This is a genomic window from Massilia sp. Dwa41.01b, assembly GCF_014171775.1.
Lineage (GTDB): Bacteria > Pseudomonadota > Gammaproteobacteria > Burkholderiales > Burkholderiaceae_D > Telluria.
The window spans coordinates 3,189,457-3,214,525 of the sequence record NZ_CP050454.1 but is presented as its reverse complement, the minus strand read 5'-3'; the positions used below and the strand labels follow the sequence as shown (position 1 = coordinate 3,214,525).

Sequence of the window (25,069 nt, the reverse complement as noted above, 5' to 3'; positions counted from 1 at the left end):
CTCCGGCCAGGGATGAAATAGTTGTAGACAACAATGTCTATATGCGCCTATGCTTGCTTGCAAGAAAACACCAGGAGACCCATGTTGAAACAGTTCGCCCTCGTCGCCAGCCTTGCCCTGTTCCCCGTCGCCGCTTCGGCCTCGCCCTTGCCGAGCTATCCTTTCGTGCACGTCAGCGCGGAAGCCTCGCGCTATACCACGCCGAATATCGGGGCAATCGACTTCATGATCAGTGCTTCCGACGCCGACCCGGCACAGGCGCGCGACACCGTGGAAACACGCATCGCCGAGGTGCGCGCGCTGCTGCAGGAGCAGGGCGTCCCGCTGGCGGACCTGGAAACGCGCGACGTGCGGCGTGAGCCGGGCATGGACGCCGCGGGCAAGGACACCGCCCGGGAACTGCGCGTGAGCGTCCACCTGATCGTGCGCGACCTGTCGAAGTGGCGCGCCGTGGTGGCGCCGCTCCTGGTCAAGCCGAACCTGAACGGCTTTGCGACCTCCTTCGACATCACCGAGCGCGACGCTTTCGAAGCCGCCCTGATGGCCGACGCCCTGCAGGATGCGCGCCGCCGCGCCGAGATCATCGCCAGGGGCGCGCGCCGCAAGCTCGGCGCCGTGACAGGGGTCAGCCCGGGCGGCGTGAAGAACGTCGGCACCACGATGGGTCTGGTGCGGCCCGACTTCAGCTACAACCGGAGCAAGCCGTCGAACGTGGGCGCGCGCGACTTCCTGAATGTGGATGCGCTCAAGCTGATTCAACCGGTCGACGTGGTCTATAAACTGGAATAAGCGGGCCTGCGCGCACGCAAGTCAACAGTTATGTCTTGGACAAGGGGTGTCGGTGTAAAATCCGCCTGTGACAGGCGAAAGCCGCACCCCATTCAATTACCAAGGACCACCACATGGCGAAGACGGATCTGTCGGGTTACAACCTGAGCGAGCTCAAGGGCTTGCAATTTGAAATCGAGAAGGAAATCAAGGAGCGCCAGCGCCAGGAAGTCAAGGAAGCGCGCGAGCGGATCCTGGCGATCGCCCAGGACCTGGGCGTGAGCGTCGAAGAACTGCTGGCTGGCTCGGTCGGAAAAGCCAAGGGCGGCAGCGGCAAGAAGGTTGCGGCGCAGTACCGCAATCCGGCTGACGAGAACCAGACCTGGACCGGCCGCGGCCGCCAGCCGAAGTGGGTGGCCGAGGCCATCAAGGGCGGCAAGAACCTGGACGACCTGCGCATCTGAGTGCGGCGCCACCGCGCCCGGACATGAAAAAACCGCGCTCGATGCGCGGTTTTTTTTGTGGCCGCTGCGCTCTTTGCGCGCGGCCATCGCGGGAGCCGGGGCTCAAGCTGCCTTGTGCACGCTGCGCAGGCCCTTGTCGTCTTCGTCCACGTAGTTGCCCGACAGGACGGCGTTCATGCGCTCCTTGTCCAGCTCGTTCTCCCACTTCGACACCACCACCGAGGCCACGCCGTTGCCGACGAAATTGGTCAGGGCGCGGCATTCGCTCATGAAGCGGTCGATGCCCAGGATCAGCGCCATGCCGGCCACGGGAATGGTCGGCACCACGGCCAGGGTCGCGGCCAGGGTGATGAAGCCGGCGCCGGTAATGCCCGAGGCACCTTTCGAGGTCAGCATCGCCACCGCCAGGATGGTCAGTTCCTGCATCAGGGTCAGCTCGGTGTTGGTGGCCTGGGCCACGAACAGGGCGGCCATCGTCATGTAGATGTTGGTGCCGTCCAGGTTGAAGGAGTAGCCGGTCGGCACGACCAGGCCGACGACGGATTTGGAGCAGCCGAGCTTTTCGAGTTTGCGCATCAGGGCCGGCAGGGCGGACTCGGACGAGCTGGTGCCGAGCACGATCAGCAGTTCTTCCTTGATGTAGGCAATGAACTTGAAGATCGAGAAGCCGGTCAGTTTGGCGATGATGCCCAGCACGACGCAGACGAACAGCGCGCAGGTCAGGTAGAACGAACCCATCAGTTTTGCCAGCGGGATCAGGGAGGCCAGGCCGTACTTGCCGATCGTGAAGGCCATGGCGCCGAAGGCACCGATGGGCGCGAGCTTCATGACGATGTTCACCATGCCGAAGATCACGTGCGAGATCTCGTCGATGAGCTTCGTCACCGGACGGCCGCGCTCGCCCAGCATCGACAGCGCCACGCCGAACAGGATCGCGATCAGGAGCACCTGCAGGATGTCGCCCTTGGCGAACGCATCGACGAAGGTGTTCGGGATGATGTTCAGGACGAACTCCACCGTGCTCTGGTGCGAGGCCTTCTCGGTGTACTGGGCAATCGCCTTGGTGTCGAGGTGGGCGACGTCGACGTTGAAACCCGCGCCCGGCTTGGCGATGTTCGCCACCAGCAGGCCGATCACCAGTGCGAAGGTCGACACCACTTCGAAGTAGAGCAGCGCCTTGCCGCCCACCCGTCCGACCTTCTTCATGTCCTGCATGCCGGCGATACCGGCCACCACGGTACAGAAGATCACCGGGGCAATGATCATCTTGATCAGCTTGATGAAGCCGTCACCCAGGGGCTTCATGTCCGTGCCGAGCTTTGGATACAGCACGCCGAGCAGTACGCCCATCGCGATGGCGAACAGCACCTGTACGTACAGGATTTTATAGAAAGGCTTTTTCATGACAGCGTTTCATGGGAAGGTGGATAGTGTGGACATCATCACAAATAGCCGCCACGCGATCTATTGTGGATATCCCCAACCCCGTGAATAACGGTCATGCGGTTTGCTGATGCAGGCCCGGCGCGTCCAAATTTGCCATGTCGTATGTCAATGCCGGTGCGCAGTTGCTTCGCAAGGGCAGGGTGAATGGGCGCGTCGGTGCGAGCGTGGGTTGAACGCGTGGGCGGCGCTCACGTCGCCGGTATGCGGGTTGCCGGGTGGAGCCGCTCACCCTACGGCCGGCGATACACCTTGCCACCTTTCATCACGAAGCCCACCTTGCGCAGCGCGGCGATGTCGCTCGTCGGATCGCCCTCGACGGCGACGACGTCGGCCAGCGCGCCCGGCACCAGTTGGCCCAGGTCCTTGCCCTTGCCGAGAATATCGGCGGCGACGACGGTCGCGGCGCGCAGCGCCTCCAACGGGCTCATGCCGAGGCGCACCATCCACTCCAGTTCGCGCACATTGGTGCCGTGGGTAAAGACGCCGACATCGCTGCCGTTGCCGATCTTGACGCCGATGCGGCGCGCCAGCGCAAAAGGCGCGCGCGGCCTCCTTCATGGCCGGGGTTGGCTCGCCGCCGCGCACGTGCTTCTGGAAGTATTCGCCGATGGCTTCCGGTGCGGTGAGCGTCGGGATGTAGGCGGTGCCGCGCTCCTTCATCAGCTTGAAGGTGGCTTCGCTGGCGCCGTAGCCGTGCTCGATCGTGTCGGCGCCGGCCAGCACGGCCAGGCGGATGGCGTCGTCGGTGCTGGCGTGGGCCGCCACCCTGCGCCCGGTGACGTGCGCGGCCTCGACCATCGCCTTCATTTCCTCGAGCGTGAAGGTGGGGCGGCTGGTCCCGTCGACGCCGGTGCGGTAGTCGGCATAGAACTTGATCCAGTCGGCGCCGCGGGAGGCCTGCTCGCGCACGGCCTTGACCGCTTCGACCGCGCCGGTGACGGGCTGGGCGCCGTAGGGTATCTCCATGTCGGGCCGGTAGCTGCGCTCGGCCGGGCCGTAGCTGTAGCTGGCGACGATGGCTTTCGTGGCGATGAGCAGGCGCGGGCCGGCGACCACCCGCCTTCGATGGCGCGCTTGATGCCGACGTCGGCATAGTTGGCGCCTTCGGTGCCGAGGTCGCGCAGGGTGGTGAATCCCGCCTGCAGCGTGTCGGCGGCGTGCTTGCCTGCCAGCAGGGTGCGGTATTCGACCTGTTCCTTGATTACCTGGTCGTCCCGGTGGTTTCGTTATAGGGATGCAGCAGCACGTGCGAGTGCAGGTCGATCAGGCCGGGAATCAGGGTCTTGCCCGGCAGGTTGACGCGCTCGGCGTCGGCCGGTGCGGCGACCTTGTCGGCGGGGCCCACTTCCTTCACGCGCCCGTCCTGCACCAGCACCGCCCAGCCGGCGTGCGGCTTGCCTTCGCCGGTCCAGACGCCGTCGGCGGTGAGCAGCAGCGTGCGCGGCTCGGCGGCCGCGGCGGCCAGGCTGGCGGCAAAGGCGAGGGCGCCGAGCGCAATGGAAGTGAAGGTAGTGCTCAAGCGGCGCATGGCGGACTTCCCGAAAATGGTGGAGCCGGAATGATAACGGACTCTGCCGCATGCGCGTGGGTTATGCTGGCGGCCTGACGACGGCGAGGCATGGGATGGGACAGGATAATTCGGCGCAGGTGAGCGCGTTGCTGAAAGATGCGGTGGCGCTGCAGCAGGCAGGACAACTGATCGAAGCGCGCCGGCGCTACGAGCGCGTGCTGGCGCTGGCGCCAGGCCAGTTCGATGCGCTGCACCTGCTCGGGGTCGTGCACCGCCAGCAGGGCGAGCCGGCGCGCGCCGTCGAACTGATCGGGGCCGCGCTGCGGATCAACCCGGCGCAGGCCACGGCCCATTGCAACCTGGGCGCGGCCCTGCAGGACCTTGGACGCACCCAGGAAGCCTTGACCAGCTACGAGACCGCGCTGCGCCTGTCGCCCGGCTATGCGCTGGCCTTTGCCAACCGCGGCGGCAATGCCTTGCGCAAGCTCGGCCGCCTGCCCGACGCCGTCGACAGCTACGAGCGTGCGCTGGTGCTGCGTCCGGGCTACCCGGAAGCGGCTTGCAACCGCGCCATCGCGCTGCTGGACCTGGACGCGGCGGATGCGGCGCTGGCGAGCGCGGACCTGGCCTTGTCCGCACGGCCGGCTTATCCGGAAGCGCTGTGCGTACGCGCCAATGCCCTGTTCGCGCTGCGCCGTTTCGACGAGGCCTTGCATGGCTACGACAGGGCGATCGCGCTGGACGCGCGCGTGGCCGAGGCGCATGCCGGGCGTGGCCTGGCGCTGCAGAAGCTGGGCCGCCACGGCGAAGCGCTGGACGCCTTTGACGCCGCACTGGCGCGCCGGCCGGGCTACTGGCCGCACCGGCGCCAGCGCGCCGATGCCTTGCTGGCGCTGGGACGGCGCGTCGATGCGATCGCGGCCTACGAGGAGGCGAGAGATGCGGCCTTGGCGGCCGGGGCAGACGGCGGCGCCAGCGAGATCGCCTTCGAACTGGCCGCGCTCGGCGTCGGGGCCGTGCCCGTGCGTGCGCCGCAGGCCTACGTGAAAGCCCTGTTCGATGGCTATGCCGGCCACTTCGACCGCCACCTGACGGAAGTGCTGCGCTACCGCACCCCGGGCCTGCTGGGTGCGGCCTTGGCGCGCCAGGTACATGCAAACGATCTCGCGACCCTCGACTTGGGCTGCGGCACAGGCCTGTGCGGCCCCGTCCTGCGTCCCCGTTCGCGCACGCTGACCGGGGTCGACCTGTCCGAGCGCATGCTCGCGCGTGCCGCCGAGACGGGCCTGTACGACAGCCTGGCCTGCGCCGACCTGCAGGCCTATCTCGACAGCTGCCACGGCGACGTCGACCTGGTCATGGCGGCCGACGTGCTGGTCTACTTCGGCGACCTGGCCGCTTTGTTCGCCAGGTGCGCGCGGCGCTGCGCCCGGGTGGATGGTTCGCCTTCTCGACCGAGAAGCTGGGCGACGCAAGCGGCGGTGGCGAGTATGCGCTGCAGCCCTCGAACCGCTACGCCCACGCGCTGGGCTACCTGGAAGGGCTGGCGGCGCAAAACGGCTTCGTGGTGCTGGAAAGCCTTGAAGAAGCCGTCCGCAGCGAGAACGGACGCGGCGTCATCGGCCACCTGCTGGTGCTGCGCGCGGCCGGCGCGCTGGCGTCAGTCGGTGAGTCGGATAGCGCCCCGCAATGCCGTCGCGATGCTGGTCAAGACGAGTGATCCCACCCCAGGCCCGGCGCGAGTTTCGTCGTGGACGACCACGGTCACGCCGGGCGGGGTCGAACCCGCGCTCAGTCGGGCGGTGACGCAGCCCCGCCGGCCATGAAACCGTCCAGCTCCGCGGCGATCTGCTGGGCCAGCTGGTGGATGTGGAAGCCGTCGACGAAACCGTGGTGGGCCTGCACCGAGAAGGGCAGCTGGAGGCGGCCGTTGGTCCCGTCGCGGAAACGGCCCCAGGCGATCGAGGGAATGTCAGGTGAACCGAGCGATGCGGCCGGGTGCTGGATCGAGCTGAAGTCCAGCCAGGGGATGCAGGTGATGAAGACCTGGTCCTTCACGGCGCGCGGCGACAAGCTGGCGTAGCTGTTGTTCAGCGCCGTCATGCCCGCCGCCGCGATGCCCGCGGCGCGGCCGCGCGCAACGAATTCGCGCAGGTCGTCGGACCAGTCGAACAGGGCGAAATTGAGGTCCTTGTGCTGGTTCACGACGGTGAAGGAAGGCATCAGGCGGTCGATCGCGATGACCTCGCCCTCGAAGACACGGTAGCGGAAGTTCTCGATTTTCAAGACCGAGCGCAGCACCGCGCAGAGCAGCACGTGGAAGGGCGCCAGGCCCTGCTCCTTGCACCAGGGGCGGTAGTCTGGCAGGTCGAGGGTGAAGCAGAGGTTGACCGCGGGGCTGTCCATGCGGTCGAAGAGGTCGAAGCGGTCGCGCCGCTGTTCAAAATGGTGCATGTGTGGTGCCGTCGGGACAAAGGGCAATATTGTCGCATGTGCAGACCCGCGGCCTTGGCGACGCCCCCGGCCGGCGAGCGCCGTAGGGTGGGGTCTTGACCCCACGCGGTATGGCACCGATGCGTCCGCCGGAAGCGGTTTCGATTCGCGAAGCCAGCACCACCCATGCGGTATGCGATGAGCGCCGATAACGCACATCGTCTGGTCTGCACGGACACGAAAGACGGCGTGGGCGGAGCCCACCCTACGTATAGACGGTTTGTCGTCCGCGTCCGTAGCAGCGTCAATCCCTTACTGCGCGGCCCAGCCACCATCCATGTTCCACGCGACGCCGCGCACCTGCGCCCCGGCCGGCGAGCAGAAGAACACGGCCAGCGCACCCAGTTCGTCAGGCGTGACGAATTCGCCCGACGGCTGCTTTTCCGCCAGCAGCGCGCGCCGGGCTTCGTCGTTCGACAGGTTTTCGCGCGCGGCGCGGTCGTCGACCTGCTTCTGCACCAGCGGGGTCAGCACCCAGCCCGGGCAGATGGCGTTGCAGGTGACGCCGGTCTGCGCGGTCTCGAGCGCGGTGACCTTGGTGAAGCCGACCAGCCCATGCTTGGCCGCGACATAGGCCGACTTCTGGCTTGATCCCACCAGCCCGTGCACCGAGGCCAGGTTGATGATGCGGCCCCAGTTCTTCTGCTTCATGCCAGGCAGGGCCAGGCGCGTGGTGTGGAAGGCGGAGGTGAGGTTGATGGCGATGATGGCATCCCATTTCTCGACCGGGAATTCCTCGATGGGCGAGACATGCTGGATGCCGGCGTTGTTGACGAGGATGTCGACCCCGCCGAACTTCTCGCTTGCAAACGCCATCATCGCCTCGATCTGTTCGGGCCGGGACATATCGGCGTTGTGGTAGGCGGTTTGCACGCCGAACTCCTGGCCGATGTCGGTGTAGAGCTTCTCGATCTGCTGGGCGTCGCCGAAGCCGTTGAAGACGATGTTGGCGCCCTGTTCGGCGAGCGCGCGCGCCATGCCGAGGCCGATGCCCGAAGTCGAACCGGTGACGAGTGCCGTTTTGCCGCTGAGCATGCTGGATTTCATTGTTTCCTCTGGTAGTGGTGTGGTCGGGTGCTTTGCCCGGACTTGGTAGAATTCTAATCTCCCTGCCGGCGAAACGCACACGGGCTAAAATGCGGAGTTTGTGCGAACCCGGTGTGCAGAAATTGTCATGAGGAGGCGGGAATGCTTGATGCGAGATGGAAAAGCGTGCAGTGCAGCTCGCCCGCCGGCCTGCATCGCATGGCTTACAAGGAGTGGGGCGACCCGGACAACCCGCGCGTACTGGTCTGCGTGCATGGCGTCACGCGCGTAGCAAGCGACTTCGACGCGCTGGCGGCAAGCCTGTCCGACACGTATCGCGTGGTCTGCCCGGACGTCGCCGGGCGCGGGCGCTCGGAGCGCCTGCGCGACCCGCAGCTGTATGGCGTGCCGCAATACGTGGCTGACATGGTGACTCTGGTCGCGCGTGTCACGGCTGGCTTCGAGGACCGGGTCGACTGGTTCGGCACCTCGATGGGCGGCCTGATCGGCATGGTGCTGGCTTCGCTGGAGGGCACGCCGGTGGCCCGGCTGGTACTCAACGATATCGGCCCGACCCTGGATGGCGCCGCGCTGGCGCGCATTGCCGACTATATCGGCCAGGACCTGCGCTTCCCGAGCTACGACAGCGGTGCACGCTTCGTGCGCGAGGTGTCAAACTCGTTCGGCCCGCACGACGAGGCGCAATGGGACAAGCTGGCGCGCGACGTGCTGCGCCAGGAGCCGAATGGCGAATGGGTACGCCACTACGACCTGGCGCTGGCGGAGCCGTTCAAGTCCATGAGCCGCGAGCGCGCCGAACAGGACCAGGCGGCCCTATGGCGCGCCTACGATGCGATCCGCTGCCCGACGCTGCTGGTACGCGGGGAACTGTCGGACCTGCTCTCGCACGAAACGGCGCTGGAGATGACGCGGCGCGGGCCGCGTCCGCGCCTGGTGGAGATCCCCGGCGTCGGCCATGCGCCTACTTTCGTGCACGCCGACCAGATCGCGCTGGCACGCAACTTTTTATTGGGCTCCTGAGCCCTGTTTGAATCAAGAATCAAGAATCAAGAAAGAGAATATGGAAATCAAACGTCACCACGTCGGCAAACGCCTCTCGGAAATCGCCGTCCACAACGGCACCATCTACCTGGCCGGCCAGATCGCCGAGGACACCACCCAGGACATCGAGGGCCAGACCCGCGAAGTGCTGGGCCACGTCGACCGCCTCCTGAACGAAGCCGGCAGCGACAAGACCTGCATCCTGATGATGCAGATCTATATCGCCGACATGGCGCATTTCGCCGGCATGAACGCTGTCTACGACGAATGGGTGGCGCAGGGCCACACGCCGCCGCGCGCCACGGTTGAAGCGAAGCTTGCCAATCCGGCCTGCCTGGTGGAGATCGTCGTCACCGCCGCACTGCGCTGATCGATGGTTTCCACCGCCGCACTCGGCGACGCCACCACCCAGTTGCTGCAGGGCCTGGCCCCTGACGAATGCGTGCGCGTGCAGGAAGCGCTCGACTATGCCGCGGTGGCCTATGGCGAGCGCACCTGCGCATCCGGCCAGAATGCCTTCGAGTTCTCGCTCGGTGTGGCCGGCACGCTGGCCTACCTGCGCAGCGACTGCGAGACCCGCATCGCCGGCCTGCTGTTCGAGCTGGTGCTGGTCGAGCCGCCGCTGGTCGAGACGATCGAGCGCCTGTTCGGCGCCGAAGTGGCCAGCCTGGTGCGCGGCGTGCAGCAGCTGGTCAAGCTGCGCGACCTGACGGTCGGCCAGCCCGTCGTCGGCCGCGGCAAGAACGCGGCCAGCCAGGCCGCCGCCCACGTCGAGACCCTGCGCAAGATGCTGCTGGCGATGGCCTCGGACATGCGCGTGGTGCTGATGCGCCTGGCCTCCTGCCTGACGACGCTGCGCTATTTCGCCGAGAGCAAGCGCTTCGACGAAGTCACCCACGACTACGGGCGCGAGGTGATGGACCTGTACGCGCCGCTGGCGAACCGGCTGGGGATCTGGCAGCTGAAGTGGGAGCTGGAAGACCTGGCCTTCCGCTTCATGCAGCCGGACACCTACAAGCGCATCGCGAAGATGCTGGAAGAAAAGCGCATGGCACGCGAAGGCTTTGTCGCGTCCTCGATCGCGCGCCTGCAGGACGAGTTGCGCGCCGCCGGCATCCGCGCCGAGGTGAGCGGACGGCCGAAGCACATCTTCAGCATCTGGAACAAGATGCGCGGCAAGGACCTCGACTTTTCCTCGCTCTACGACGTGCGCGCCTTCCGCGTGATCGTCGCCGATGAAAAAACCTGCTACACCGTGCTGGGCCTGGTGCACAACATCTGGACCCCGATCCCGGCCGAATTCGACGACTACATCGCCCGCCCCAAGCCCAACGGCTACCGCTCGCTGCACACGGTCGTCACGGCCGAGGATGGGCGTCCGCTCGAAGTGCAGATCCGCACCCAGGAAATGCACAGCTTCGCCGAGTACGGCGTGGCCGCGCACTGGCGCTACAAGGAAGAGGGCGGTTCGAACTTCAAGAGCCAGAAATACGACGAGAAGATCGCCTGGCTGCGCCAGCTGCTGGCCTGGAAGAGCGATGTCACCGACGTGGTGGCGGGCGAAGAGGACCAGAAGGAGTGGGTCGAAAAGCTCAAGGCCGCCACGCTCGACGACCGCATTTTCGTCTTGACGCCGCAGGCGCGCGTGCTGGAACTGCCGGTCGGCGCGACGCCGATCGACTTTGCCTACCACCTGCACAGCGAAGTCGGGCACCGCTGCCGCGGCGCCAAGATCGACGGCGTCATGGTGCCTTTGAATACCCCTTTGAGGAACGGCCAGACCTGCGAAATCATCACGGCCAAGGGGCCGGCCGGCAGTGCCGGTCCCTCGCGCGACTGGCTCAGCCCGGGCTATACGGTCAGCAGCCGTACCCGGTCGAAGATCCGCGCCTGGTTCCACGCGATGGAGCTGGCCGAGACCCTGGCCCAGGGCCGGCTGCTGGTGGAAAAATCCCTGCAGCGCGAGGGCAAGACCGCGGTCAACCTGGAGGCGCTGGCGCATAAACTGGGCTTTGCCAAGGTCGACGACCTGTTCGTCGCGGTCGGCAAGGAGAAGTTCAGCCTGCGCCACGTGGAAGCGGCGCTGCACGAGACGACCGAAGCGCCGCCGCCGGACGACACCGCGGTGGTCAACAAGAGCCGCGCGTCGAGCGTGGAGCAGGGCGCGAAGTCCGGTGTGCTGGTGGTCGGCACCGAGGGGCTGATGACGATGCTGGCGCGCTGCTGCAAGCCGGCGCCACCCGATCCGATCGTCGGCTTCGTCACGCGCGGCAAGGGCGTGTCGATCCACCGCCTGTCGTGCAAGAACTTCGCCGAGATGCGCGCCAAGGCGCCGGAACGGGTGATCCAGACCGAATGGGGCAGGGCGGGCAGCGAGACGGTCTACCCGGTCGACATCTTCATCCTCGCCGGCGACCGCCAGGGGCTGCTGCGCGACATCTCCGACGCTTTCCTGCGCGAGAAGATCAATGTCACCGGCGTGAACACGCAGACCACGAAAGGCCAGGCGCGCATGGTGTTCACGGCGGAGATCGGGTCGACGGGCCAGTTGCAACGGGCCTTGCTGGCGATCGGGGACGTGGCGGGCGTGCAGGAGGCGAGGCGGGCGTAGGGTGGAGTCCTGACTCCATGGGGGCGTGCGTGTGCGTTCCTGGACGCTACAAAGGCTCGTGAGCATGCATGGCGGCTTTGGCATACCTGTTTTGATTCGCCGATGCCGTACCGCGTGGGCACGGAGTGCCCACCCTACGGGACCGTTGCGTTCGTAGGGTGGGCACTCCGTGCCCACGCGGTCGTACAGATGCGATCCCGGAACGCCGGCATTGCCGAAAGCCGCTCACGCCGTGGTGGCCTCGCGGTACGTTGGCGGTGTGCTGCTGCCGCACAGCGTGGCGTCGGGACTCCACCCTACGGAATACCTCTTCGCACCGCCGCGCGAACCTGATACGCAAACTGATGCATACTTGCAAAAACCGTATCATATGACCATGTCCCGCCACCTCCACCTCGCCACCCGCCCCAGCCTCTGGGGCTATGCCCTGGTGCGCTACCTGCGCAGCTGGTGGTACATGTTCCACCTCGGCGCGATCGCCATCGTCACCGCCTGCTCTCCTTCGACCTACAACCGCGGCACCCGCCTCGTCACGGCGCGCTACATCCATGCCAGCACCTGGCAGGTGCTGCCCTGGTTCACGGTGCTGTCGGCACTGATCAGCGTCGTCATCATCCGCATCGTGCTGGTGACGGCGCTCAGCTACGGGCTGTCGCGCTACGCGCTCGAGATGGTGGTGCGGGTGCTGGTGCTGGAACTGATTCCGCTGTCGGCCGCGCTGTTCGCGGCGCTGAGGTCAGGCATGGCCTTCGATGCCACGGCGCTGGGCCTGGCGCGGGCCGGCCTGCCCACGGCCGAGGTCAATGCCGAAGCCTTGCGCCGACTGCGCCGCGACCTGGTGCCGCAGCTGTTCGCGAATGCCTTCTCGGTCCTGAGCCTGGCAATGGTGAGTTCGACCATCGTGCTGGTGCTGGCCTACCTGAACGTGTACGGCCTCTCGCCCTGGGGCATGCCCGACTATACGCGCACGGTCGGCCGCGTGTTCGACCCGGTGGTGACCACCGGCTTCGTGCTCAAGACCGTGCTGTTCGGGCTGACCGTGGCGGTGATCCCGACCGCCGCCATCCTCGAACTGCAGCGCTATCCGCGCCGGCTGGCCTCGAGCGTGCAGCCGGGCGCGCTGCGCCTGTTGTTCGTGCTGCTGCTGATCGAAGGCTCCTCGCTCGCCCTCAAATACATTTGAACCCTCTTGCCCATGCCTGATACCCCACCGCTTGACGCATCCAATGAGTCATCCAACGAGCCGGCCCATGTCGAAACCAAGGCGATGATCCTGCTCGGCGTCGTTGCCCTGCTCATCGTCGCTTTCGTGCTGTACGTGATGTACGCGCGCGGCGTGTTCGAGCCGACCCAGAAGCTGGTGCTGGTGACGGAGAACTCGGAAGGCGTCATTCCCGGCATGGACCTCACCTTTGCCGGCTTTCCGATCGGGCGCGTGCGCCTGGTCGACCTGGCCAGGGACGGCAAGGTGCAGATCGTGGTCGACGTGTCGAAGTCCGACGCGCGCTGGCTGCGCTCTTCCAGTGTGTTCACCCTCGAGCGCAGCGTGGTGGGCGAGACGCGCCTGCGCGCCTTTACCGGCATCTGGACGACCCGCCGCTGCCCGACGGCGCCCAGCGCCCTGTCCTGCGCGGCGACGTCACGGCCGAGATTCCAGGACTGGTGGCCACGGCGCGTTCGCTGCTGAACAACCTGGAAAACCTGACTGCCGAGGGCTCGTCGATGAGCAGCAGCCTGGAGAACGTGCAGACGCTCACCGGCCGCATGTCCGGCAAGTATGGCTTGCTCAGCGGCGTGCTCGGCGACGACGAGGCGCGCAAGTTCGTCGGCACCCTGGAGCGCCTGGACGCGCTCCTGGCCAAGACCGACCGGCGCCTGTACGGCAAGAAGGGGATCGCCGACGATGCCCAGGCTGCCGTGGTCGAGCTGCAGGGGGTGCTGCAGGATGCGCGCGGCACGCTCAGGAAAGTCGACGCGGTGCTGGTCGAGGCCCAGGCCGTGGGGGCGAACGCGCGTGGCCACCGAGGACTGGGCGCGCTGCGCGGCGAAGTCGACGCCAGCCTGCGCAAGGTGAACCGGCTGGTCGACGAGATCAACCGCAAGTGGCCGTTCGCGGGCAAAACCGAGGAGATCAAGCTGCCATGAGAATGTCTGCGCTTTTGTGCACGGTGCTGCTCGCCGCCTGCGCCAGCAAGCCCGCCGTACCCAGCTGGCAGCCGAACGCGAAGGATGCGCTCGACGGCTTTACGGAGGACTACCTGCGCGGTAACACGGCTGCGACCGGGGCCGAATTCGCGCGGGCGCGGCTGGAAACGACCAGCACGGGCCGCGCCGACCTCGTGGCGCAAGTCGAGCTGGTGCGCTGCGCGGCGCTGGCGGCCAGCCTCGAGTTCGATGAGTGCCCGGGCTTTGCGGCGCTGGCAAGCGACGCGACACCGCAACAGCGCGCGTATGCGGCCTATATCGGCGGCCGCTGGGAAGGGCTCGATGCCGGCCTGCTGCCGGAGCAGCACCGGCCGGTTCTCGCAAGCGGCACACTGGCCGGCGTGAACGATCCGCTGGCGCAGCTGGTCGCGGCCGGGGCGCTGTTCAAGGCGGGGCGCGTCAAGCCAGGCGATATCGAGACGGCGACGGCGACGGCGTCGACACAGGGATGGCGCCGCCCCTTGCTGACCTGGCTGGGCGTGCAACTGAAACGCGCGCAGGCGGCGGGGGACACGGCCGCGGCCGAGCGCTTGCGGCGCAGGATTGCGCTGGCTTCGGGCGAAAACTAGGGGCAGCGCGGAGGTCAGTTGAACGCGTAGGCGGGTTCCCCGCCTACGCGTTCAAACCACCCTCGAATCGCCGCACCGCTTAGCCGTCCCTCGAATTGCCGCGGCGCTCACCCCACCTTCGGCCTCAACGCCCACGGCAACGCATTGTGAATGGCCGTCGCCGCAATCGCCGCCTGCCCCGCCGCCACCGCAATCTGGTTCAAGCCCTGCACCACGTCGCCAATCGCATACAGCCCCGGCACATTCGTGCGTCCATGGTCATCCACCTTGAGCTTGTCGCAATCCCCCGTCTCCGCGCCCAGCGCAGCGGCCAGTTTCGAGCGCGCCGATTCGCCCAGCATCGGGTAGAACACGTCGAACTCGCGGCTTTCGCCGTCAGCCGTGTTGAGGATCGGCTTCATGTCCGGGCTCATGGTCACGCCCAGCAGGGGCGATTCGATGTAGCGCACGCCGGCGACCTCGATCCGGTGGCGCTCCTCGTCGGTCAGCATCGATTCCTTGCCACGGTCGAACAGGGTGACGTCGGCACTGAAGGTGCGCATGAAAAGGGCATGGCCGACCGGGTTGGTGGCCGAGGTGACGACGGCAATGCGCCTGTCGCGCACGTCGTAGCCGTCGCACACCGGACACAGGCGCACGGCGCCGGCATGCACGGCTTCGTTCCAGTCCTCCACGGGCAGGCCGCAGTCGGCAACGCCCGTGGCCAGCAGCACGGTTTGCGCGCGGATCTGGTGCGTCGCGCCGGCGTCGTCGAGATAGTCGCCGATGAAGACCCCGTCGACCAGGCGCAAATCGGTGATTTCGCCATGCTGCACGCTGCCGCCGTAGTTCTTCAACTGGTTCGTCAGGTTGACGAGCAGCTGCGAGCCGGGCACGCCCTCGGGAAAGCCCGGGTAATTGTGCGAGACGGGGATCAGGCACAGGCGGCTGTTGCCCTTGTCGACGACGACGATGTTGCGGGTGAAGCGGCGCAGGTAGATGGCAGCCGTCAGCCCGCCCGGTCCGCCGCCGATGACGAGGGTGTCGAAAACGTGGTCTTCGAGGTGGTGCCCGGTCCCATCGAGGATGGGCGTGATCATGTCGTTCATGGCCCGATTGTCAAGCATCGCGCGCGGGCGTCCTATCGGCGCGCGTGCCCAGCCCGGGTAAGAGCGGGCTTACACTCCTCCTACAGCGACTTGCCGTCCAGCGCCTCTGGCTGCAGCGTCACATGGTCGATGCCGTGCTTGTCCAGCAGCATGGCTTTCACGCGGCGCAGGACTGCGGGCCATTCGCGCAGGTCATTGATTTCGAGGTGGCCGATCAGGGCAGGGTGGCCGGGCGACATGTCCCAGACGTGCAGGTCGTGCACCGACAGCACGCCTTCGACCTCGGCCAGGTCGGCGCCCACTTCCAGGTAATCGATCCCGTGCGGCACGCCTTCCATCAGGAAATGGTAGGACTCGCGCAGGATGCCCCAGGTCGATTTCAGGATCAGCAGGGACACGAAGATCGACAGGATCGGGTCGATGCGTACCCAGCCGGTGAAATAGATGATGGCGCCGGCGGCAATCGCCGCGACCGAGCCGAGCAGGTCGCCCATGACGTTGACGAGCGCCGCGCGGGTGTTGATCGATTGGGTGTCGCGTGACAGCACCCAGGCCACCAGGATATTGATGCATGCGCCGATCGCCGCCACGGCCAGCACCACGCCGCCTTGCACGGCCTGCGGATGGGCCAGGCGCTGCGCCGCCTCCCAGACAATCCAGGCAACCAGTGCCAGCATCGCCAGGCTGTTGACGAACGCGGCCAGCGCCTCGGCGCGCACGAAGCCGAAGGAATGGCGCGAAGAGGGCGGCCGCTTGGCGATCAGCTGGGCCAGCAGGGCCAGGCCGAGGGCGGCGGCGTCGGTCACCATGTGGCCGGCATCCGATATCAGGGCCAGGGAATTGGACATGAAACCGGTCACCACTTCGATCAGGGCGAACAGCAGGGTCAGGCCGAGCGCGACCCCAAGCGCCTTCTGGCTGCGCGCCTCGATGCAGTGGCCGTGGCTGGCGTCGCCGTCGAGGTGGGCGTGCAGGTGTTCGGAGGTGGGCGCGGCGTGTTCGGAAGGCATTGCTGGAGCGATCAAAATGAGCAAGTGCGCAGTGTACTGGATAACCCGGGCGGGGCAGTGGGCAGCCTTGCCGAGGGAGGCGCCAATGCTGAATGTTGAACAACCCTTGCGCGGCGCCGGTGCTGTCTCTATAATGCAGGTCATCGGGCGGTTAGTTCAGCTGGTTAGAATACTTGGTCGACATCCAAGGGGTCGCAGATTCGAATTCTGCACCGCCCACCAGAACACATCGGACAGCGCGGGGAACTTCGGTTTTCCGCTGTTGTCGTCAGTAAGAGCGAGAAAGGCACAAACGGTTATGACACCGCGAACTACAACCTGGTTGTGGGGGAATCGCTAGACGCGGTAGGGTGTTCTTTTGCTCGACACACTGAAAATAACGCGCCTGGTGCGCGTTTTTTTTCGTCCATTGCATTTCAGTTTCAATTTTGTTCATATTTCGGCGCCGAGCGCCCCAGGAGATCACTATGCTTAACGTGCGACTTCCCGATGGCTCCAGCCGTCAGTTCGACGGCCCCATGACGGTTGCCCAGGTAGCGAGTTCCATCGCGCCAAGCCTGGGCAAGGCCGCCCTGGCCGGCAAGGTCAACGGCAAGGTGGTCGATACCTCCTTCCTGATCGAGCAGGACGCGGACCTGGCCATCGTCACCGACAAGGACCCGGAAGGCATTGACGTGGTCCGCCACTCGACCGCCCACCTGCTGGCCTATGCTGTCAAGGAACTGTTTCCTGAAGCGCAAGTGACCATCGGCCCGGTGATCGAAAACGGCTTCTACTACGACTTCTCGTACAAGCGTCCTTTCACCCCGGAAGACCTGCAAGCCATCGAGAAGAAGATGGTCGAGCTGGCAAAGAAGGATGAGCCGGTCACCCGCAAGGTGCTGCCCCGCGACGAGGCCGTTGCGTACTTCAAATCGATCGGCGAAGACTACAAGGCCGAGATCATCGCCTCGATTCCGGCGAACGAGGATGTCTCGCTGTACTCGGAAGGCAAGTTTACCGACCTCTGCCGCGGCCCGCACGTGCCTTCGACCGGCAAGCTGAAGGTCTTCAAGCTGATGAAGCTGGCTGGCGCCTACTGGCGCGGCGACTCGAACAACGAGATGCTGCAGCGCGTGTACGGCACCGCCTGGACCAGGAAGGAAGATCAGGAGCAATACCTGCACATGCTGGAGGAAGCCGAAAAGCGCGACCACCGCAAGCTCGGCAAGCAGCTGGACCTGTTCCACTTCCAGGAAGAAGCGCCGGGCCTGATCTTCTGGCATCCGAAAGGCTGGAAGATCTGGCAGCAGGTCGAGCAGTACATGCGCCAGAAATACCAGGCCAATGGCTACGACGAGGTAAAAGCGCCGCAGATCCTGGACGTCACCCTGTGGCAGAAGACCGGTCACTGGGATAACTACCGCGAAAACATGTTCACGACCGAGTCGGAGAACCGTTCGTATGCATTGAAGCCGATGAACTGCCCGGGCCACGTACAGATCTATAACTCGGGCATGAAGAGCTACCGCGACTTGCCGTTGCGCTACGGCGAGTTCGGCCAGTGCCACCGCAACGAGTCCTCCGGCGCGCTGCACGGCATCATGCGCGTGCGCGGCTTTACCCAGGATGACGGCCACGTCTTCTGTACCGAAGAGCAGATCGAGTCGGAAGTCACCGCTTTCCATTCGCAGGCGATGCAGGTCTACGACGACTTCGGCTTCAACAACATCGACGTGAAACTCGCCCTGCGCCCCGACAGCCGCATCGGCAGCGACGAGATCTGGGACGAAGCGGAAGAAGCCCTGCGTTCGGCCCTGCGCGCCTGCGGCGTGGAGTGGACGGAGCTGCCGGGCGAGGGCGCCTTCTACGGCCCGAAGATCGAGTACCACCTGAAGGATAGCCTTGGCCGTCCATGGCAGGTCGGCACCATGCAGGTCGACTTCTCGATGCCTGGCCGCCTCGGTGCGGAATATGTCGCGGAAGACAATACCCGCAAGGTGCCGGTGATGCTGCACCGCGCGATCGTCGGCTCGATGGAGCGCTTCATCGGCATCCTGATCGAGAACTACGCGGGCGCGCTGCCGCTGTGGCTGGCACCGGTGCAAGTGGCTGTGCTCAACATTTCTGACGCCCAGGGGAGCTATGTCCGTGAGGTCGAGGCGCGCCTGAAGGCGGCTGGTTTGCGTGTTCACGCTGATTTGCGGAACGAGAAGATTACCTATAAAATACGGGAACATTCCGTCCAAAAGTTGCCATATATTCTAGTTGTTGGCGATAAGGAACGTGAAGCAAACACCGTGGCCGTGCGCGCACGAGGCAATGTCGACCTGGGCGTCATGTCCGTCGATGCCCTGATCGAGCGCCTGGTGGGCGAGGTGGCCTCCAAGGCCAAATAAGCCTCGCCAGCCAATCAAGCCGGCCGGTTATTCAGACATTAAAAGGAAACAACATAGCTACTGACAAGTCGAATCGCATCAATGGCGAAATCACGCACCCGGAAATGCGTTTGTCCGGGGTGGACAACGAGCCGCTGGGCATCGTGAGCCTGGCCGAGGCATTTCGTCTGGCCGAGGAAAAGAATGTGGACCTGGTCGAGATCGCGCCAAACGCGGTCCCACCGGTCTGCCGCCTCATGGATTACGGCAAATTCAAGTACTCCGAGCAGAAGAAGGCCCACGAAGCCAAGCTGAAGCAGAAGATCATCCAGGTCAAGGAAGTCAAGTTCCGTCCGGGCACCGATGAAGGCGACTACAGCATCAAGCTGCGCAACCTCATCAAGTTCCTGGAAGAGGGCGACAAGACCAAGATCACGCTGCGCTTCCGCGGCCGCGAAATGGCCCACCAGGACATCGGCTTCCGCATGCTTGAACGCCTGAAGGGTGACCTCGAGCCGTATGGCCAGGTCGAGCAGTTCCCGAAGATGGAAGGTCGCCAGATGATCATGATCATTGCACCGAAAAAGAAGAAGTAATTCTTCGGTTTCGTTGTACGGATTTAGAGGCTGGACCGGTGTGGCAGCGTGTGCTGCCGCACTGGTCCGGCCTTGTTTGTTTGGGCGGCCCATGCCGGCACGGCATGGTGTCGTAGGGTGGGCACTCCGTGCCCACGCGGTGATCGGTATCGGCTCCGCTATCGTGCGCGTTGGTTTTGAGGGCGCGTATCACCGCGTGGGCACAAGTGCCCACCCTACGCACCTCAACCTGTGTTAGAATCTGCGGTTCCTGTTTTTCGAAACAGGTTGTAGCGTGCTGGCACGACGTGTAACGGCGCGCTGCAAGACAAGTGAAAGTAGGCATCCAAGAGCAGCGTTGCTGCCACCTGCAATCCTGTCACATATGAGGCTGTCCGCAAGGGCAGATGACTATGCCAAAAATGAAAACCAAAAGCTCCGCGAAGAAGCGTTTTCGCGTGCGTCCGGGCGGTACTGTGAAATCGGGTATGGCGTTCAAGCGTCACATCCTGACCAAGAAGACCACCAAGAACAAGCGTCAGCTGCGCGGCACCCGTAACATCAATGCGTCGGACGTGACCAGCGTTCTCCGCATGATGCCATCTGCTTAATCTCACACTAAGGAGCGAATATGCCTCGAGTAAAACGTGGGGTTACTGCACGTGCCCGTCATAAGAAAGTTCTTGCGCTTGCCAAAGGCTACCGCGGCCGTCGCAGCAAGGTATTCCGTATTGCCAAGCAAGCAGTCATGCGCGCTGGCCAGTACGCTTACCGCGACCGTCGTAACAAGAAGCGCGTCTTCCGCGCACTGTGGATCACCCGTATCAACGCGGCTTCGCGTTCGCACGGCATGACCTACAGCGTGTTCATGAACGGCCTGAAAAAAGCCGCGATTGAACTGGACCGTAAGGTTCTGGCCGACATGGCCGTGCACGACAAGCCGGCTTTCGCCGCGATCGTCGCTGCCGTCCAGGCCAAGCTGGCTGCCTAAGGCAACCGGTTTGCAAGTTAGCGCTGCGGCAACGTAGCGCAAAAAGAGCGGGGCATCGGTGCAGACCTATGCCCCGTTTTTGATTGTGGTGGGGCCTCGACGAAGCTACTGCGCGTTGCCCTGCCGGTCTGCGATGCTCGCTGTACAAGAGTACAGCTGCGCTTCTCGACCACCATGGCGGCCGCTCGCTACGCTTCATCGAGGCTCCGAGACGTTGCCATCATCAAGGACAAGAAAAATATGAACTCGCTCGAAGAACTCGTCGTATCGGCCCAGGCTGATTTTGGCGCCGCCCCTGATGCGGCCGCGCTCGAAAACGCGAAAGCGAAATACCTGGGCAAGACCGGCCAGGTCACCGAACTGATGAAGGGCCTCGGCAAGCTCGACCCGGAGCAGCGCAAGGCGCAGGGCGCCCTGATCAATGCCGCAAAAGAAAAAATCGAAAGCGCATTGACCGCCCGTCGCGACGCGCTGGCGAATGCCCAGCTGGAAGCGCGCCTGAATGCCGAGTCGATCGACGTTACCCTGCCTGGCCGCGGCCGCGCGAAGGGCGGTATCCACCCGGTGATGCGTACCTGGGAGCGCGTCGAGCAGATCTTCCGCTCGATCGGCTTCGACGTCGCCGACGGCCCGGAGATCGAAACCGACTGGACCAACTTCACCGCCCTGAACAGCCCGGAAAACCACCCGGCGCGTTCGATGCAGGACACCTTCTATGTCGAGGGCAATGACTCGACCGGCAAGCCGCTGCTGCTGCGTACCCACACCAGCCCGATGCAGGTGCGTTACGCGCGCACCCACACACCGCCGATCAAGGTGATCGCACCGGGCCGCACCTACCGCGTCGACAGCGACGCCACCCACTCGCCGATGTTCCACCAGGTCGAAGGCCTGTGGATTGGCGAAGACATTTCCTTCGCCGACCTCAAGGGCGTCTACCTGAACTTCGTCAAGGCCTTCTTCGAGACCGACGACCTGCAGGTGCGCTTCCGCCCGTCCTATTTCCCGTTCACGGAACCGTCGGCGGAGATCGACATTGCTTTCGGCTCGGGTCCCTTGAAGGGCCGCTGGCTGGAAGTCTCGGGCGCCGGCCAGGTGCATCCGACGGTGGTGCGCAACTTCGGACTCGATCCGGAAAAGTTCATCGGCTTCGCGTTCGGCTCCGGCCTCGAGCGCCTGACCATGCTGCGCTACGGTATTAACGATTTGCGCCTCTTTTACGAGGGTGATCTGCGCTTCTTGAAACAGTTTAATTGAGTGCAGGGTGGACGGCTCCGCCGTCCACGCGTTCAACGAACGCTAACAATCACCGCGTGGAGTAGCGCGGGCTGAATGCCCGCGTTACGAGCCGTCCACCCCGGACTGCGGTGCACGAAGATAGCTCGAACATACAAGGCAAAAGATTATGCAATTCTCCGAAAACTGGCTCCGTTCCATGGTCAATCCGAACATGGGTTCGGATGAGCTGTCCCACCTGTTGACGATGTCCGGCCTCGAGGTCGAAGAAGTCGAGCCGGTCGCGCCGCCGTTCACCCATGTCGTCGTCGCCGAAGTGGTCGAAGTGGCCAGGCATCCGAACGCCGACCGCCTGAACGTCTGCCAGGTGGACGTCGGCACCGGCACGCTGTTGAATATCGTCTGCGGCGCGCCGAACGTGCGTGCGGGCATGAAGGCGATCTGCGCCCAGGCCGGTGCGGTCCTGCCGCCTGGCGCCGATGGCAAGCCTTTCGAGATCAAGGTCGGCAAACTGCGCGGCGTCGAGTCGCAGGGCATGATGTGCTCGGCCAGGGAACTGAAGATTTCGGAAGAGAGCAGCGGCCTGATGGAGCTGCCTGCCGACGCGCCGGTGGGCACCAGCATCCGCGATTACCTGGGCCTGGACGACCTGAAGTTCACGATCAAGCTCACCCCGAACAAGGCGGACTGCCTGTCGGTGCTGGGCGTGGCACGCGAAGTGTCGGCCCTGACCGGCACGCCGCTGCACCTGCCGACGACGGTGCCGGTGCCAGTCACGTTGGAAGAAGTGCTGCCAGTGAAGATTTCGGCCCCCGACCTGTGCGGCCGCTTCACCGGCCGCGTCATCCGCGGCCTGAACGCGAAAGCGGCAACGCCCGACTGGATGAAGCAGCGCCTGGAGCGCTCGGGCCAGCGTTCGGTCTCGGCCCTCGTCGATATTTCGAACTATGTGATGCTGGAAGTCGGCCGTCCCTCGCACGTCTTCGACCTGTCGAAAATTCACGGTTCCATCGACGTGCGCTGGGGCCGCAAGGGCGAAACCCTGAAGCTCCTGAACGGCAACACGGTCGAGGTCGACGACTGGGTCGGCGTGATTGCCGACGAGAAGGAAATCGAATCGCTGGCCGGCATCATGGGCGGCGATTCCACCGCCGTCACGCTCGACACGACCGACATCTACCTGGAAGCGGCCTTCTGGTGGCCGAACGCCATCCAGGGCCGCGCCCGCAAATACAATTTCTCGACCGATGCGGCGCACCGTTTCGAGCGTGGCGTCGACTATGCGACGACCGTCGAACACATCGAGCGCATCACGGCGCTGATCGTGCAGATCTGCGGCACCGATGCGACGAAAGTCGGCCCGATCGACGACCAGGTCGCCAGGCTGCCGGAGCGCCAGCCGGTGGTGCTGCGCACGGCGCGCGCGCAAAAGGTCATCGGCGTGCCGATTACCGACGAGATGGTTGCCGACATCTTCACGCGCCTGCACCTGCCGTTCACGCACCGGGTTGACGAAAAATCGGGGGGCGAGTTCGCGGTCACCGCGCCGTCCTACCGTTTCGACATCGAGATCGAGGAAGACCTGATCGAGGAAGTCGCACGCGTGTACGGCTTCGAGAACATTCCGGCCAACCCGCCGGTCGCACCGAGCGCGATGCTGATCGAGCCGGAAAACACCCGCTCGCTGTTCGCGATCCGCCACCAGCTGGCCGACCTCGGCTACCAGGAAGTGGTGAACATGAGCTTCGTGGAAAGCGTCTGGGAGCAGGACTTCGCGGGCAACACGGCCCCGATCAAGCTGCAGAACCCGATCGCCAGCCAGATGAGCACCATGCGTTCGACCCTGATCGGCGGCCTGCTGGCCAACGTGCGCTATAACCTGAACCGCAAGGCGGGCAGGGTGCGCGTATTCGAGGTCGGCGCCATCTTCAAGCGCAACGAGGCGGCCGTCGATGGCCCGCTGTCCGTGGCCGGTTTCGACCAGCCCAAGCGTGTCGGCGCGATCGCCTATGGCCCGGCGCTGGACGAGCAGTGGGGTGCGCCTTCCCGTGCGGTCGACTACTTCGACGTCAAGGCCGACCTGGAAGCGCTGTTCGCACCGCGTGTGATACGCTTTGCCAAGGCCGAGCATCCGGCGCTGCACCCGGGCCGCTCGGCGCTGGTCGAGCTCGACGGCGCGGTCGTCGGTTTCATCGGCGAGCTGCACCCGCGCTGGCTGCAAAAATACGACCTGCCGCAGGCGCCGGTGCTGTTCGAAGTCGATGCCGCCGCGCTGCAGGAACGCGTCGTGCCGAGCTATACCGAGATTTCGAAGTTCCCGGGCGCCACCCGCGATCTCGCACTGGTGCTGAAACAGGATGTTCCGGCCCAGGCGGTGGTCGACACATTCAACGCTGCCGTGGCTAAGCATCCGCTTGGCAAGATCGTGCAAGCCGTTGTTTTGTTTGATGAATACCGCGGCAAGGGCCTGGAGACGGACGAAAAATCGCTTGCTTTCCGCTTTGCCTTGCAAGATACTCAATCGACCTTGCAGGACGCCGACGTGGAGGCCGTGATGGCTGCCGTGGTCGACGCCGCAACAGAAAAACACAGCGCAAAATTGCGCGCTTAGTTCCGAAACTTTGGTGCTAAAACACGTCCATCTAGAGGCAGGGCTGCAAAATTAATAACAACGACGTTGATTCGGCCGTATTCCAGGAGGCACTGGCGGCCGACCTGCATCGTGCGATGCAAGTGGCGCGGGTGCGCAAGGAAGCGGCGAAGGACTTGCCGACCCTGACCAAGGCCGAGCTGGCCGAGCTGCTGTTCGAGCAGGTCGGCCTGAACAAGCGCGAAGCCAAGGACATGGTCGAAACCTTCTTCGACGAAATCCGCAATGCGCTCGAGCGCGGCGAGGCCGTGAAGCTGTCGGGCTTCGGCAACTTCCAGTTGCGCGACAAGCCGCAGCGGCCGGGCCGCAATCCGAAAACCGGCGAAGAGATCCCGATCACGGCGCGCCGCGTCGTGACCTTCCACGCCAGCCAGAAGCTGAAGGGCATGGTCGAAGAGACCAGCCCGCCGTCGTCGCCGCTGGCGCGTGCGGCATAAGCGTGCAGATCAGGGTGCCAACCAGCATGCCATTACGCGTGCCCAATAAGTGAGCCATGAACGATCGCCCGAACAAGATTGAACTGACCGCGCTGCCGCCGATTCCGGCCAAGCGCTACTTCACGATCGGCGAAGTCAGCGAATTGTGCGGGGTCAAGCCGCACGTATTGCGCTACTGGGAGCAGGAATTCACGCAGCTCAAGCCGGTCAAACGCCGTGGCAACCGCCGCTACTACCAGCACCACGAAGTGCTGCTGATCCGGCGCATCCGCGAACTCCTCTACGAGCAAGGGTTTACCATCAGCGGTGCCCGCAACAAGCTCGACGGCCGCGCCCGCGACATCGCCGGCGGCGTCGAGGAAGCCCCGGTGGAGGCGGCGCCCGTCGTCGATCTCGCCGGACTGCGTGCCGAATTGCTGGAGGTCGTCGCACTGCTCAAGCAGGGCATACGGCCGGCCTGACACCCCTGTCGAACCGCTGCTGCCGGAAGCCGCGCGCATTCTGCACGGTTCCGTTAGCCCAGCATTCGTGCGCCCTGTTGTAGAAGGCCGAGGGAGTGCTAAAATGTTAC

23 protein-coding genes, 1 tRNA gene and 2 pseudogenes are annotated in these 25,069 nt (G+C 64.8%); 18 read left to right on the top strand and 8 right to left on the bottom strand.

Annotation, left to right across the window (positions count from 1 at the left end):
* The first annotated feature begins 81 nt into the window (after positions 1-81).
* The gene (locus G4G28_RS14685) at positions 82-789 is read left to right on the top strand and encodes an SIMPL domain-containing protein (protein WP_183107527.1); all 708 of its coding nucleotides are present in this window, start codon (positions 82-84) and stop codon (positions 787-789) included.
* Positions 790-902: 113 nt separating this feature from the next.
* Positions 903-1,232, top strand: coding sequence for an H-NS family nucleoid-associated regulatory protein (locus tag G4G28_RS14680; RefSeq protein ID WP_182988835.1), 330 nt, complete (start codon positions 903-905; stop codon positions 1,230-1,232).
* A 102-nt stretch (positions 1,233-1,334) separates the two neighbouring features.
* Here G4G28_RS14680 and G4G28_RS14675 read toward each other — a convergent pair whose 3' ends face one another.
* The 4 genes and pseudogenes from G4G28_RS14675 to G4G28_RS26385 all read right to left on the bottom strand — a co-directional run bounded on the left by G4G28_RS14675 (position 1,335) and on the right by G4G28_RS26385 (position 4,206).
* The gene (locus G4G28_RS14675; RefSeq protein WP_182988834.1) at positions 1,335-2,636 is read right to left on the bottom strand and encodes a dicarboxylate/amino acid:cation symporter; all 1,302 of its coding nucleotides are present in this window, start codon (positions 2,634-2,636) and stop codon (positions 1,335-1,337) included.
* A gap of 272 nt (positions 2,637-2,908) precedes the next feature.
* Positions 2,909-3,184, bottom strand: coding sequence for an amidohydrolase family protein (locus G4G28_RS27590; RefSeq protein ID WP_267875287.1), 276 nt, complete (start codon positions 3,182-3,184; stop codon positions 2,909-2,911).
* Positions 3,185-3,365: 181 nt separating this feature from the next.
* Positions 3,366-3,734, bottom strand: a pseudogene (locus tag G4G28_RS27585) (amidohydrolase family protein); the annotation flags it as partial.
* 145 nt (positions 3,735-3,879) lie between these two features.
* Positions 3,880-4,206, bottom strand: a complete 327-nt coding sequence (locus G4G28_RS26385; protein WP_229507647.1) for a hypothetical protein — start codon at positions 4,204-4,206, stop codon at positions 3,880-3,882.
* A gap of 95 nt (positions 4,207-4,301) precedes the next feature.
* On the opposite strand from G4G28_RS26385, the gene G4G28_RS14665 reads away from it, so the two are divergent.
* Positions 4,302-6,014, top strand: a complete 1,713-nt coding sequence (locus G4G28_RS14665; RefSeq protein ID WP_183107526.1) for a tetratricopeptide repeat protein — start codon at positions 4,302-4,304, stop codon at positions 6,012-6,014.
* On the opposite strand, the gene G4G28_RS14660 is transcribed toward G4G28_RS14665, so the two are convergent.
* Both G4G28_RS14660 and G4G28_RS14655 read right to left on the bottom strand, forming a co-directional pair.
* A complete protein-coding gene (locus G4G28_RS14660; RefSeq protein WP_182988831.1) occupies positions 5,980-6,642 on the bottom strand; it encodes a CatA-like O-acetyltransferase in 663 nt (220 codons plus the stop codon). The two genes, G4G28_RS14665 and G4G28_RS14660, sit on opposite strands and share 35 nt — an antisense overlap.
* A 291-nt stretch (positions 6,643-6,933) precedes the next feature.
* The gene (locus G4G28_RS14655; RefSeq protein ID WP_182988830.1) at positions 6,934-7,728 is read right to left on the bottom strand and encodes a 3-hydroxybutyrate dehydrogenase; all 795 of its coding nucleotides are present in this window, start codon (positions 7,726-7,728) and stop codon (positions 6,934-6,936) included.
* Positions 7,729-7,869: 141 nt separating this feature from the next.
* Between G4G28_RS14655 and G4G28_RS14650 the strand changes: the two genes are divergently transcribed.
* From G4G28_RS14650 to G4G28_RS14625, 6 genes and pseudogenes are all read left to right on the top strand, one after another.
* The gene (locus G4G28_RS14650) at positions 7,870-8,748 is read left to right on the top strand and encodes an alpha/beta fold hydrolase (RefSeq protein WP_183107525.1); all 879 of its coding nucleotides are present in this window, start codon (positions 7,870-7,872) and stop codon (positions 8,746-8,748) included.
* A gap of 40 nt (positions 8,749-8,788) precedes the next feature.
* Entirely contained in the window at positions 8,789-9,139 is a 351-nt protein-coding gene (locus G4G28_RS14645) for a RidA family protein (protein WP_182988828.1), read from the top strand.
* A gap of 3 nt (positions 9,140-9,142) precedes the next feature.
* On the top strand, positions 9,143-11,380 hold the full coding sequence (locus G4G28_RS14640) for a bifunctional (p)ppGpp synthetase/guanosine-3',5'-bis(diphosphate) 3'-pyrophosphohydrolase (protein ID WP_182988827.1): 2,238 nt from the start codon (positions 9,143-9,145) through the stop codon (positions 11,378-11,380).
* Between the two features lie 376 nt (positions 11,381-11,756).
* On the top strand, positions 11,757-12,563 hold the full coding sequence (locus G4G28_RS14635; protein ID WP_183107524.1) for an ABC transporter permease: 807 nt from the start codon (positions 11,757-11,759) through the stop codon (positions 12,561-12,563).
* Between the two features lie 12 nt (positions 12,564-12,575).
* Positions 12,576-13,525, top strand: a pseudogene (locus tag G4G28_RS29290) (MlaD family protein).
* Positions 13,526-13,527: 2 nt separating this feature from the next.
* Positions 13,528-14,154: a hypothetical protein gene (locus G4G28_RS14625; protein WP_308600667.1), complete on the top strand. Its 627-nt coding sequence runs from the start codon at positions 13,528-13,530 to the stop codon at positions 14,152-14,154.
* A 107-nt stretch (positions 14,155-14,261) separates the two neighbouring features.
* On the opposite strand, the gene G4G28_RS14620 is transcribed toward G4G28_RS14625, so the two are convergent.
* Positions 14,262-15,242, bottom strand: coding sequence for an NAD(P)/FAD-dependent oxidoreductase (locus G4G28_RS14620; protein ID WP_229425083.1), 981 nt, complete (start codon positions 15,240-15,242; stop codon positions 14,262-14,264).
* 80 nt (positions 15,243-15,322) lie between these two features.
* Positions 15,323-16,252: a cation diffusion facilitator family transporter gene (locus G4G28_RS14615; protein WP_182988825.1), complete on the bottom strand. Its 930-nt coding sequence runs from the start codon at positions 16,250-16,252 to the stop codon at positions 15,323-15,325.
* Between the two features lie 145 nt (positions 16,253-16,397).
* On the opposite strand from G4G28_RS14615, the gene G4G28_RS14610 reads away from it, so the two are divergent.
* The 9 genes from G4G28_RS14610 (at position 16,398) to G4G28_RS14570 (ending at position 24,959) form a co-directional block, all read left to right on the top strand.
* Positions 16,398-16,474 (top strand) — tRNA-Val (locus G4G28_RS14610).
* A gap of 245 nt (positions 16,475-16,719) precedes the next feature.
* Complete coding sequence (gene thrS / locus G4G28_RS14605; protein ID WP_182988824.1) at positions 16,720-18,630, top strand: threonine--tRNA ligase; 1,911 nt, start codon at positions 16,720-16,722, stop codon at positions 18,628-18,630.
* A gap of 104 nt (positions 18,631-18,734) precedes the next feature.
* Complete coding sequence (gene infC / locus G4G28_RS14600) at positions 18,735-19,205, top strand: translation initiation factor IF-3 (RefSeq protein ID WP_229425082.1); 471 nt, start codon at positions 18,735-18,737, stop codon at positions 19,203-19,205.
* 392 nt (positions 19,206-19,597) lie between these two features.
* Positions 19,598-19,795, top strand: a complete 198-nt coding sequence (gene rpmI / locus G4G28_RS14595) for a 50S ribosomal protein L35 (protein ID WP_057262756.1) — start codon at positions 19,598-19,600, stop codon at positions 19,793-19,795.
* 20 nt (positions 19,796-19,815) lie between these two features.
* On the top strand, positions 19,816-20,175 hold the full coding sequence (gene rplT, locus G4G28_RS14590) for a 50S ribosomal protein L20 (RefSeq protein ID WP_182988823.1): 360 nt from the start codon (positions 19,816-19,818) through the stop codon (positions 20,173-20,175).
* Between the two features lie 240 nt (positions 20,176-20,415).
* Complete coding sequence (pheS, locus tag G4G28_RS14585) at positions 20,416-21,432, top strand: phenylalanine--tRNA ligase subunit alpha (RefSeq protein ID WP_182988822.1); 1,017 nt, start codon at positions 20,416-20,418, stop codon at positions 21,430-21,432.
* A 148-nt stretch (positions 21,433-21,580) separates the two neighbouring features.
* Positions 21,581-24,022, top strand: coding sequence for a phenylalanine--tRNA ligase subunit beta (gene pheT / locus G4G28_RS14580; protein ID WP_182988821.1), 2,442 nt, complete (start codon positions 21,581-21,583; stop codon positions 24,020-24,022).
* A gap of 116 nt (positions 24,023-24,138) precedes the next feature.
* On the top strand, positions 24,139-24,498 hold the full coding sequence (locus G4G28_RS14575) for an integration host factor subunit alpha (protein ID WP_182988820.1): 360 nt from the start codon (positions 24,139-24,141) through the stop codon (positions 24,496-24,498).
* Between the two features lie 56 nt (positions 24,499-24,554).
* Positions 24,555-24,959 (top strand): MerR family transcriptional regulator, encoded by a 405-nt coding sequence (locus tag G4G28_RS14570; protein ID WP_182988819.1) that lies wholly within the window; start codon positions 24,555-24,557, stop codon positions 24,957-24,959.
* Positions 24,960-25,069 lie beyond the last annotated feature (110 nt).